10 protein-coding genes are annotated in these 12,290 nt (G+C 39.6%); all 10 read right to left on the bottom strand.

Translation table 11 applies throughout. The annotated features are described in order from the left end of the window. Positions 1-194: 194 nt before the first annotated feature. The gene (dapA, locus tag J1899_RS09960; protein ID WP_214478535.1) at positions 195-1,058 is read right to left on the bottom strand and encodes a 4-hydroxy-tetrahydrodipicolinate synthase; all 864 of its coding nucleotides are present in this window, start codon (positions 1,056-1,058) and stop codon (positions 195-197) included. A gap of 24 nt (positions 1,059-1,082) precedes the next feature. Then, positions 1,083-2,327: an aspartate kinase gene (gene dapG, locus J1899_RS09955; protein ID WP_214478534.1), complete on the bottom strand. Its 1,245-nt coding sequence runs from the start codon at positions 2,325-2,327 to the stop codon at positions 1,083-1,085. 37 nt (positions 2,328-2,364) lie between these two features. Beyond that, a complete protein-coding gene (gene asd, locus J1899_RS09950; protein WP_066446463.1) occupies positions 2,365-3,414 on the bottom strand; it encodes an aspartate-semialdehyde dehydrogenase in 1,050 nt (349 codons plus the stop codon). Between the two features lie 387 nt (positions 3,415-3,801). Then, entirely contained in the window at positions 3,802-4,395 is a 594-nt protein-coding gene (dpaB, locus tag J1899_RS09945; RefSeq protein ID WP_214478533.1) for a dipicolinate synthase subunit B, read from the bottom strand. Then, positions 4,392-5,294 (bottom strand): dipicolinic acid synthetase subunit A, encoded by a 903-nt coding sequence (gene dpaA, locus J1899_RS09940; RefSeq protein ID WP_066446471.1) that lies wholly within the window; start codon positions 5,292-5,294, stop codon positions 4,392-4,394. Before dpaA ends, dpaB begins: the two co-directional genes overlap by 4 nt. 140 nt (positions 5,295-5,434) lie before the next feature. Further along, entirely contained in the window at positions 5,435-5,680 is a 246-nt protein-coding gene (locus J1899_RS09935) for a YlmC/YmxH family sporulation protein (RefSeq protein WP_066446474.1), read from the bottom strand. 910 nt (positions 5,681-6,590) lie between these two features. Continuing rightward, positions 6,591-7,826, bottom strand: coding sequence for a M16 family metallopeptidase (locus tag J1899_RS09930; RefSeq protein WP_066446482.1), 1,236 nt, complete (start codon positions 7,824-7,826; stop codon positions 6,591-6,593). 223 nt (positions 7,827-8,049) lie between these two features. Beyond that, the gene (locus J1899_RS09925; protein ID WP_214478532.1) at positions 8,050-9,015 is read right to left on the bottom strand and encodes a polysaccharide deacetylase family protein; all 966 of its coding nucleotides are present in this window, start codon (positions 9,013-9,015) and stop codon (positions 8,050-8,052) included. A gap of 286 nt (positions 9,016-9,301) precedes the next feature. Then, positions 9,302-11,422, bottom strand: a complete 2,121-nt coding sequence (pnp, locus tag J1899_RS09920) for a polyribonucleotide nucleotidyltransferase (protein ID WP_214478531.1) — start codon at positions 11,420-11,422, stop codon at positions 9,302-9,304. 430 nt (positions 11,423-11,852) lie between these two features. Further along, the gene (rpsO, locus tag J1899_RS09915; protein WP_066446488.1) at positions 11,853-12,122 is read right to left on the bottom strand and encodes a 30S ribosomal protein S15; all 270 of its coding nucleotides are present in this window, start codon (positions 12,120-12,122) and stop codon (positions 11,853-11,855) included. Positions 12,123-12,290 lie beyond the last annotated feature (168 nt).

The raw sequence follows: 12,290 nt of genomic DNA, 5'->3' as shown, positions 1-12,290 counted from the left end.
TAACATAATACTGTTTCACAGTCTTAGTGGTTATTAGATAGGATATTAGAAATAGATGATCCACTCTAATCGCTTATAAAATCATTATTCGATTATATAAAAAACCCGAACAATTCAGCAGATTATCTGGAAAATATCTGCTAATTGTTCGGGTATATCATTGGCAGTATGACTTACATTTCATTCTCACGTTTTTAGATCAGTTCTGCTAATTTTGCTCTTTCTTCCTGAGTTAATGGAACCATTGGCAAACGAACGGAGCCAACATCAAGTCCGCGCATTTGTAAAGCCGTTTTTACTGGAGCCGGACTAGGGGCTGCAAAAAGAACTTCCATGACAGGAAGCAGCTTTTGATGGATTTTTGCTGCTTTTTCGTTTTCATTGTTTAAGAACGCATGAACCATTTCTTGCATTTCATCTCCAAGAATGTGAGATGCAACTGAAACAACCCCAGCTCCGCCAATTGCAAGTACTGGAAGTGTTATGCCATCATCCCCGCTGTATAGAGAAAAATCATCGGCTGTGCCGGCAATGATTTCTGTCATTGCATTTAAATTTCCGCTCGCTTCCTTAACAGCTGTGATATTTGGGATCTTAGAAAGGCGGATAATCGTTTCAGGTGTCATATTAACAACTGATCTGCCTGGAATATTATAAACCATCACTGGAAGTGCAGTGCTTTCAGCAACAGCTTTAAAATGCTGATATAAGCCTTCCTGATTTGGTTTATTATAATATGGCGCAACGATCATAACAGCATCAACGCCGATTTTTTCTGCTTTCTTTGTTAAATCAATCGATTCGTACGTGTTGTTGCTGCCTGTTCCGGCAATGACTGGAACACGCTTATCAACAACCTTGACAACATGCTGAAACAAAGCAAGCTTTTCTTCCTTTGTTAATGTAGGTGATTCCCCAGTAGTTCCAGCAATAACAAGAGAATCTGTACCATGCTCTATTAAATGATTGACTAACTGTGTTGTTTTTATAAAATCTACATGGCCTTTGCTGTCAAATGGTGTGACCATCGCTGTAGAAACTCTTCCAAATTGAATCATTTTTCCACTCCTTCGTACAGTTGCTTATAGATCTTTTTTTTCGTATTCTGCTGCGTCTTTTTCTAGATGGAAGGCACCGTGCAGTGCATTCACCGCTTTTGCCAGATCTGCTTGTTTTACAAGCACCCAAATGGTTGTATGGCTATCTGCAGACTGAAGGATTCTAATGCCCTGCTCTGATAAAGCTGTAACAATTTTTGAAGCTACACCCGGTACACCCTGCATTCCAGCTCCAACAACAGATACCTTTGCACAGGCTTTTTCAAAATTTGGTTCGTGACCAAGATCCTTTAAAACCGAAATTGCACGTTCTGTCATTTCTTCCGTAACTGTGTAAGTAACTCCGTTAGGATAAATATTAATAAAATCAACACTTATTCCTTCATTAGCCATTGCTTTAAATACTTCTGATTGCAGGTTGTATTGATCTTTTTTAGCGACCACTTTAATTTGTGTGACGTTTGGAACGTGAGCAATCCCGGTTACCGGACGCTCTTTAATATCTGTTCCCCTGCTGTTGCGATTAATAGTTGTAACAAGTGTTCCGGGGCTATCACTATAGGTAGAGCGGATTCGTATCGGAATTTTAGACTGCATGGCAATCTCTACAGCACGGGGGTGTATAACCTTTGCTCCTTGATAGGCCATGTTGCAAACCTCAGTATAGGTAACTACTGATAATGGTCTTGCTTTTTCCGCTATACGCGGATCGGCAGTCATGATTCCTTCCACGTCAGTAAAAATATCAATCCATTCAGAATTTAAGGCAGCACCCAATGCAGCAGCAGATGTATCGCTTCCGCCTCTGCCAATGGTTGTGACATCGCCATTCTTAGCTGCTCCCTGGAAGCCGGCTACAACCACTGCATCATGATGCTCAAGTTCGCTCAGCAGACGCGCACACTTCATATCAATAATTTTAGCATTTGTATGATCATTATTAGTACGGAATCCAGCTTGGGCACCTGTAAGAGATGTAGCTGAGATCCCTTCCTGACGAAGCATATTTGTAAATACAACACTTGAAATGACTTCACCGCATGATAATAATAAATCGGTTTCTCTTTTATTAATCAACGCTTCACCTGACTGAACAAGCGACAGCAAAGTATCCGTTGCATATGGGTCTCCCTTACGGCCCATTGCTGATACAACAACTATCGTTTTATAGCCATCTGCAATCGCATTTTTTATATGCCTTAAGGCATGTCTGCGGCTTTCTTCATCTTTAACAGATGTTCCGCCGAATTTTTGCACGACGATTTTCATCTAAACACCTCTAATGTTCTCTTAGCTTTTGAAGTTTTTATTTAACTAACCCTAATTTAATCAGGCTTTCTGCTATTTGAACAGAATTCCAGGCAGCGCCCTTTAATAAGTTGTCAGATACAACCCACATATGGAAACCTTCCGGCACATCTATATCCTGACGAATACGTCCGACAAATACATCATTGCTGCCAACACAATTAGCAGGCATAGGATAAATTTGTTCCTGCGGCTGATCTTGAAGAACCACTCCCGGCGCTTTTTCTAAAAGAGCCTGAATGTCAGCAACAGCAGCATCCGCACTGTCAAGCTCAACATAAACGGACTCAGAATGGCCCGTAGCTACCGGCAAACGCACGCATGTAGCCGCAACCTTTAAGTCTTCGCTATGCATGATCTTTTTTGTTTCATTGATCATTTTCATTTCTTCAAAAGTGAAACCGTTCTCTGTGAATTTATCAATTTGCGGAATTGCGTTAAAAGCTATTTGATAATGCTTCTTGTCACCCTTTACTGGCAGGATTTCTGGTGTAAAAGGTTCATTATTTAAAATCGCTTGTGTTTGCTGTGTTAATTCCTCAACAGCAGCAGCGCCAGAGCCTGAAACAGCCTGGTACGTTGATACTATTACTTTTTTAAGACCGTATTTTTCTTTCAATGGCTGCAGAGCTACAACCATTTGAATAGTCGAACAGTTTGGATTGGCAATGATGCCTTTGTGATTCAATAAATCTTGTTCATTTACCTCTGGCACAACTAAAGGTACATTCTCATCCATGCGGAATGCACTTGTATTATCGACCACAATTGCACCATGCTCAACAGCTGCAGGAGCAAGCTCTTTTGAAACACTGCCGCCAGCGCTAAATAAGGCAATATCCACACCTTGAAAGCTTTCCGGCTTTGCCTCTTCCAGTTTATATTCTACCCCTTTAAAAGAAACTGTCTTCCCTGCTGAACGTGCAGATGATAACAGTGTTAGTTTACTGATTGGAAAATCTCTTTTTTCTAATGTTTGCAGCATCTGCTGTCCTACAGCACCAGTGGCACCAACAACAGCTACATGAAATCCTTTTTTCTCGCTCACTTCGTGTTTCCCCTTCCGTCTCCATATATTTCATCTTCATTTAATAAATCGTGGGTAAAAACCGCGAAAATCCAATACAGCATAAACATCATTCAAAAGCTGTATGGTTTGATTAAACTCTAGAGATCGAGTTCCACTTCATTTTATCATATTCACTCATTAAAGAATAAGTTTTTATTATGTTAGGATTAGCAATGTTTTCTGTGGTTTTGGATCTCCAGCAGTATGGTGGATTGAACGTTTTTATACCACTTCTTTTAAATGTCGGAACTTCATAAGAATATGTGGAGAAAGTTTTGCGGGTTTTTGTATTATAGAGGTACTTCACATTTAAATGGAACTGGAGCAAGCTCCTTCTGCAGCAGACTTGCTCCCTTTTTTATTACACTAGTCTTTATAGCGTTCAACGATCACAGGCTGAAGCTGTTTTCCTTCAATGGCGGATTCAATTGTTTCAGAGATTAGAGTCATTCTTGCGACCATAGAATTTGGTTTATTCACTGGATCATCTTGGCCATATGGAATAAAATAAATATTTTTCGTTGCCATTAGTCTCATTAAATTAACACCATTTAAACCTAAAGCATCATTTGTGGAGATGCCAAGAACGACAGGGCTGCCATTTCGCAATGTCGCTTTAGCCGCCATCAGGACAGGGGAATCTGTCATGGCATTTGCAAATTTGCTCATTGAATTTCCAGTTAATGGTGCTACTACCATACAATCAAGCGGCAGCTTCGGACCAAGAGGTTCAGCAGCAACAATCGAGTCAATTGCCTTGTTGCCTGTTAAATCTTCGATACGCTTTACCCAGTCTTCCCCTTTTCCAAATCTAGTTGTTGTGTTTTTCACCGTAAAAGTAACTACTGGAATAACTTCCGCGCCAGCATTAACAAGTTTCTCGATTTCAGGAAAGACTGCATCATACGTACAATGCGAGCCTGTTAGACCGAAGCCGATGCGTTTTCCTTTTAAGCTCATGATTGCTGCTCCTTTCTTGTCTGTAATTCTTCTCCTATTAACTGAGTTAATACATTAGCCAAAATCTGACCTGCTGTTTTGGGCGCCACAATTCCCGGTAAACCTGGAGCCAGCAATGCTTTCACTCCACGTTTTTCAGCATATCTGAAATCGGTACCGCCCGGCTTTGAAGCCAAATCTATGATTAATGTATGAACAGGCAGTTTGGAGATAACAGAAGCTGTTAAGACAAGATGCGGGATCGTATTAATGCAGATATCTGTATTTGCAACAGCTTTTTCAATGTCATCCATATGAAACGGAGTCATTCCCATTTCAGTAATTCTAGCAATATGTGCACTCTGTCTCGCTCCAACTTTTACTTTAGCGCCTAAGGCCTGAAATGTTCTCGCTGTGCTCATACCTGTACGTCCAAGACCCAAAACGGTAATTTCTGAGCCATGAATGGTAAAATCAGTATGCTGAATCGCCATCATAATGGTTCCTTCAACAGTGGGAATTGAATTATAGATGGCTACATCATCCCGCTCAAAGAGCTTCACAAGTTTGCGATTTGCCTTTTCCGTAATTTCGGTTAAATAATCATTCGAAATACCGGAGTAAATCGTGCAATGGGAAGGAGTCTGGTCTAATATTTCTTGATTTAAATAAACCTTTTCATTTGAAAAGATGGTTTCGACTTTTCCTTCCAGACTTGTTCCTGCAACAGGCAAAATAATGTGATCTATATTCGAAAAATCAACTTCATCAAGTTTTTCCTTTGCCGCTCCGGTAAAAGCGTGATCCAATTGCTCAAAGCCAATTAAGGATAGCTTTGCATCCAGCTCGGTTAGCTTGCGAATAATTTCCAGCTGCCTTGCATCTCCGCCGATAACTGCGATTTGTAATCCTGTCAGCATGCAACACTCACCTTCTTTTAAAGAATCCATATAGACTCTTTTACTGAACTACTTCAACATCTTATGTTCATAAGAATCATTCGGTGAGTTTTCCAACATAAAAAGAGCGAATAACTCCATGCGGTTATTCGCTCTTTTTCTTATTCAGTTCCATCAGGAATATCAATTATGATCATGTCATTGCCGATTTTTTGTATATGGCTCCAAGGTACACGCACCTCCGTGCCTTGCCGCTTAAATCCAAACCATTTAACATTCGGAATAAGCAATGCCTGTATTTGCCCTGTGGTTTCATTAATCTCTAAGTCTGTTTGACCCAGTACACCAAGCCGTTCAGCTTTTTTTACATCGACAATCTCTTTGCCGCTAAGTTCACTCAGTCGCATGCGGAAGCCTCCAATTATTAAGTCTTCGTATTCTTTGTACTATTTTATTGACCAAGTTCTCTATTTAGAAGTGATTTGCCGACCCACATTGTAGAAAATATAGGTTATGGTAAAACGTGAGGGTGGAATATGTGCTTTTAATAGATCAGCAGCCCTCTTTTTCGTTGTAATGATGGATAAAATAAGCGGACATTTTCCGCTTATTTCTAGAAATGAGCTTTTTTCGGGGAAAATAAGGGGAGTTTTTCCGACTATTCATTATAAAAACCCTTGATTTTCTCGTATTTTGAGGTAATAGTCGGAATTCCTCCGTCTATTTTAGCTAATTTTAGCGTTATTTTATAAATAAGGGGAATTTCTCCGCTTATATTTTGGCCCGCTTTTTCATGCTAAGCACCTTTCAGAAGTGAAAAAGCTTAGAGAAGACCATCTCTAAGCCTGTTTGATCGCTATTTGATATGCCTGTAATCCACTATTCTGCAAACTGGCATCTGGCATGGCTCAGTTTGGTTCATTATTTGGCAGTTCCCCGGCAGGCTAGGATCCGCATCTGCCTTATTCTTAAATCGATGGGTAAAATAAGCGGAGATTTTCCGCTTAAATCTAAAATTGAGCTCTTTTCGGGGAAAATAAGGGGAGTTTTTCCGACTATCCCTAATATAAACCTTGATTTTCTCGTATTTTGAGGTAATAGTCGGAATTTCTCCGTCTATTTTAGCTAATTTTAGCGTTATTTTATAAATAAGGGGAATTTCTCCGCTTATATTTCTCCGCTTATTCATGCTAAGCCCCTTTCAGGAGTTTAGCATGAAAAAAGCTTAGAGAAGTTCATCTCTAAGCTTTTGAATATACAGTCATACTATTGTTATGTGGATTTATCGAATTTGCATCTTACAACTAATGCCCGGGCTTATAAATTCTTAGGCAGTTCCCCGGCAGGACTAATCAGCGCGACTGAGAACTGATTATTAAAAATGGTTTGAGCCATTTCATCAACAGAGGATTTTGTCACGGCATCAATTTCTTCCACGATTTCATCCAATGTGCGGTGACGGCCTAAGATTAATTCATTCTTACCGTTTCGGCTCATGCGGCTGTTGGTGCTCTCTAGGCTCAGCATTAAGCTTCCCTTCATTTGTTCCTTGCTATTGCTTAATTCTTTGTCGGTAATGCCTTCTGCCTTTAATTTTTCCAGTGTTTCCTGCATTGTATCATAGAGAACATCAAGCTGATTTGCACCAGTACCTCCATATAATGTAACAATGCCGCTGTCTTGGAATGCAGAATGATAAGAGAAAACGGAGTATGCTAACCCTTTTTGCTCTCTTACATCCTGGAAAAGTCTGCTACTCATGCTTCCGCCTAAAATATTATTTAATACGATTAGGCTATACATATCTTCATGGCCAACCTGCAAGCCTTCAAAACCTAGACATAGATGTGCCTGCTCGGTTTCTTTTTTCCGTGCAAGACGATTCGGATGGAAGGAAGGCTTCTCCGTCGTTCTTGCTTTTTTTGAAGCTTCATAGGAACCAAATAGTTTTTCTACGTCATTAATAAAACTTTCGTCTATATTCCCCGCAACGGAAATAACCACATTTTCAGGAGTATAGTTTTCATACATATACTCTTTTAACGTATCTCCATTGAAGGTTGCAAGTGTGCCTTCTGTTCCTAAAATAGGATAACCCAGCGGATGATTTTCATAAATTGCCTGACTCAAAATATCATGTACAATGTCGTCCGGCGTATCCTCATACATTTTAATTTCTTCATAAACTACATTTTTTTCTTTGTTTAACTCTTCATCAACGAATGTTGAATGGAAGAACATATCTGACAATACGTCCAAAGCAAAATTAGCATGTGTGTCTAATACTTTCGCATAATAGCAAGTATACTCTTTTGAAGTAAAGGCATTAACTTGTCCGCCAATGCTGTCAAATGACTCTGCTATTTCTCTGGCTGATCTTGTTTTTGTACCTTTAAAAAACATATGCTCTAAAAAATGCGAGATTCCATTGTTTTCAGCATGTTCATTTCTTGAACCTGTTCCAATCCAAACGCCAATTGCGACGGATCTGACAGTCGGAATATTTTCTAGTACAACTCTTACCCCATTTTGACAAGTATATTTTTTTATCAAAATATTTCCTCCTGTTCTTTGCTTGCTGTTAGCTCCAAACCGCTAAATAATTGAGGGCACCTTCCGCTTTATTACAGTGCTGCAATTTGTGCGGAGATCTTAAAGGTCCTTTGTATTCAACTGGAGCTTTTGCTGCCGCACAGGTCTGACCCCCTCAAACCATTTACAGTGCATACGGTATTAGTTTATATCATTATAGTTACTTTTTCCAAATTGCTGATTATTATTTTTGTTCTTCAGCAAAAATTCTGCGCTCGTCCAGGAGCTGAGACACTGTGCCGATTTCGAGATTTTTGCTATTCAGCCCTTTTATAAGACGATCGAGAGAGTCTGCTGTTGACTTCGTTGGATGCATTAAGATCATTGCTCCATTATGCACCTTGTCCATTACCCTTTTGATCAGTACTTCTGGGGCGGGTTTCTGCCAATCAATTGTATCAACTGTCCACATAACCGTTCCTAATCCTTCTTTGGCAGCTATTGATACGATTTCATCCCGATAACTTCCGCTAGGGGGAGCAAACCAGCGAACTTTTGTATTTTTTTCAGAAATGGCCTCAATAACGTCATTTGTCTTTTTAATTTCCTCACGGGCTTTCGCAGCCGAGACATTTTTCATATCAGGATGTGTATAAGAATGGTTGCCAATCTCATGTCCTGCCGCCGCAATCATTTTAGCGAGATCAGGGTTATTCTGCGCCCAGCGGCCTTCTAGAAAGAAACTGGCAGAAACATGATGTTTTTTTAATGTTGCAAGCATATCAGGCAGATATTCGTTTCCCCATGCAACATTTATAATAAACGACACCATTGGTTTATCAGGATGACCTTTATAGACAGGTGAAGGAGGAAGATCACTTAAATGAGTTTTAGGCGGTATTTGATCATATACAAGCTTATCCTCGTCAAATACATTATCCTTCTTCATTTTTTTATATGATTCCTCTATATTCACTTTTACCCCATTTAACCCAGGCAAAGCCTTCCAGACACGATCAATTTTTGCATCTGCAGGAGCAATATTATATTGCTCTGCTTTCTCTTTAATTTCATCCAGCAGCGGTTTTGTTTGACCTGTAACTGCAATGCTTTCTGTCTTTAGATTTGCAACATATGTAGTCGTCAATGAATTATTAACTATTAGAAAGGAAATAAAACAAATGCTGATCAGCATTACTAATTTTTTCATTCCACACGCCTCCTCAGTACAAAGTATGTTTTGAGCGGACAAGGTAGAACGAAGAATACGTGCATACATTTAGTTTTATCTCATAATCTCTTTTTACAGTTACATAGCCAAGTGGTGTTAAGTAGCTCTTCATCTCGTGCAACAGCCAGACAAGTTTTCCATCCAGTAAGGGAGGTAACACCAACTAAAGCCAGATGAAATCAAAAGTGCTGCTTGATTATATGTAGGAAAAAGCCAGGGAAATTCCCTGACTTTCATAAACAATATTCATTATAGTTTCAATAGCTTATTGCTGTGCCTTTTCCTGTTGTTCACGCTGTTCGCGCAGGACAGCTTTTCTTGATAAGTTCACACGGCCTTGCTTATCAATTTCTGTTACTTTAACAAGAAGCTCATCACCAATGGAAACTACATCTTCCGTTTTGCCAACACGCTCTTCTGCCAATTCAGAAATATGAACAAGACCATCCTTGCCATTGAAGATTTCAACAAATGCACCGAATTTTTCAACTCGTTTAACTTTTCCTAAATACATTTGTCCTACTTCTACTTCGCGTACGATATCTTCAATAATGGATTTAGCCTTTTGGTTCATTTCTTCATTAATAGAAGAAATAAAGACTGTTCCATCTTGTTCGATATCAATTTTAACGCCAGTTTCTTCAATAATTTTATTGATTTGTTTTCCGCTTGGCCCAATTACATCACGGATTTTATCCGGATTGATGTTAAGCATAAGAATTTTAGGTGCATATTGAGATAGCTCTTGTTTTGGCTCTGCAATCGTGCTTAACATAGAATCTAAAATCTGCATGCGGCCTGTTTTTGCTTGCTGAAGTGCTTCTTCCAGAATTTCACGGGATAGCCCTTCAATTTTAATATCCATTTGCAATGCCGTAACACCTTTTGATGTACCCGCTACTTTAAAGTCCATATCACCAAGATGGTCTTCCATTCCTTGAATATCCGTTAAAATGGAATAATGATCACCTGATTTAATTAGACCCATCGCAATACCAGCAACTGGTGCTTTAATTGGCACACCTGCATCCATCATAGCTAAAGTGCTTGCGCAAATACTAGCTTGAGAAGTTGAACCATTGGATTCTAAAACTTCAGAAACGAGACGAATTGTATATGGAAAATCTTTTTCAGACGGAATAATCGGTTCTAATGCTCTCTCACCAAGTGCTCCATGTCCAATTTCACGGCGGCCAGGTCCACGAATAGGTCCAGTTTCACCTACACTGAAATTAGGGAAATTATAGTGGTGCATGAAGCGTTTTTCTTCTTCAATGCCTAATCCATCTAAAATTTGCACATCACCAAGTGCTCCAAGTGTACAAATGCTGAGTGCCTGTGTTTGCCCGCGAGTAAACAGACCAGAGCCGTGAGTACGCGGAAGTAATCCTATTTCAGAAGAAAGCGGTCGGATTACTTCTAATCCACGGCCATCTGGACGGACTTTGTCTTCTGTAATTAATCGTCTTACTTCACCTTTAACAATCTTATCAAGGATTTGTTTTACTTGCTTAAGCTGATCATCGTCAGCTTCTTTTTCCTCGTATTGAGAAACAACTTCAACTTTTACTTCTTTAATAGCAGCTTCGCGTGCATGTTTTTCTTGTACTTGGATCGCTTTAATCATTTTTTCTTCACAGATGCCGCGTACTTCCGCTTCAAGCTCTTCATCCACTTGATATAGAACGATTTCCATTTTTTCTTTGCCGATTTCTTCAGCAATTTTTTCCTGGAAAGAAATCAAGCGTTTGATTTCTTCATGTCCATACATAATTGCTTCAAGCATTGTTTCTTCAGGTACTTCATCCGCACCTGCTTCAACCATGTTAATCGCATCTTTAGTACCGGCAACAACTAAATGAATATCACTTTGCTCAGTTTGTGCAACAGACGGATTGATGATGAATTTACCATCGATTCTTCCAACTGTTACTCCAGCAATTGGTCCGCCAAAAGGAATATCAGATACACTTAATGCTAAAGATGATCCGAACATCGCAGCCATTTCGGAAGAGCAGTCCTGATCCACACTCATAACCATGCTGACAACTTGTACATCATTACGGAAACCATCAGCGAAAAGAGGACGGATCGGACGGTCAATTAGACGGCTTGCAAGAATTGCTCTTTCACTTGGACGGCCTTCTCTTTTAATGAAGCCTCCCGGAATTTTACCAACAGCGTATAAACGCTCCTCATAATTAACCGTTAACGGAAAGAAATCTAAGTTTTTCGGTTCTTTTGAAGCAGTTGCTGTGCTTAATACAGCTGTATCGCCATAACGAACTAATACAGCACCATTTGCTTGCTTTGCAAGCTGGCCAACTTCTACAGTCAGCTTACGACCAGCCCATTCAAGGCTGTAGACATGTTTATCTTGTCCCATATTTGTACCCCTCTCTGCCATTTCACTTACAAAGGGAGGAAAACTCCACCCATAATTTATCGAAAAGCAATATGCTTAGCTTAACATTCATTAAAGAAAGCGTTAGCACCTAGCGCAGCCTGTGAAGCTTAAGACGAGGCAGACAGAAGGTCGTCTCCTTGACCTTTTGACAGAACCCTCATATGGCTATAAAAGGACTTAATGCTGAAGCTAAACACTATTTAAATCAACCACAAATCAGCTTTTATAAAACAATTATACATTCACTAGTATGCACACTTTTTTTAATCTGTAAAATGTAATCAGTTATGTATTGAATATAAAAAAAGCAGCTTTTTTTGCTAATAAAAAAGCGGGAAAAATCCCGCTTCTCTGAAATAAGACATTAGAATATAAAGCCGGACATAAGTCTGCTTTATAAGCATTCTTATTATCGGCGTAAACCAAGCTTGTTGATTAACACACGGTAACGCTGAACGTCTTTGTTACGAAGGTAAGTTAGTAAGTTACGGCGCTTACCTACCATTTTAAGAAGACCGCGACGAGAGTGGTGGTCTTTCTTGTGCGTACGTAAATGATCGTTCAAGTTGTTGATTTCTTCTGTAAGGACAGCGATTTGAACTTCTGGAGATCCAGTATCACTTTCATGAGTTTTGTACTCAGCGATAAGTTCGTTTTTACGTTCTTTTGTGATTGCCATCCGGTTCACCTCCTAATAGATATCCCCTGTTACTGAGCAAGCGTCGGTGACTCGACTTGCCAAGCAAAGGTTCTTTTTTAATACGTTATTAAGAATACATCTTTTCCTTTTAAAATGCAAGGATAATCGACGTTTTTTGTCACGAAAAGAGTTCAGGCTGAATTCTGC

The organism is Cytobacillus gottheilii, from assembly GCF_018582665.1.
Lineage (GTDB): Bacteria > Bacillota > Bacilli > Bacillales > Cytobacillaceae > Cytobacillus > Cytobacillus gottheilii.
This window is presented reverse-complemented; position numbering and strand designations above follow the sequence as displayed.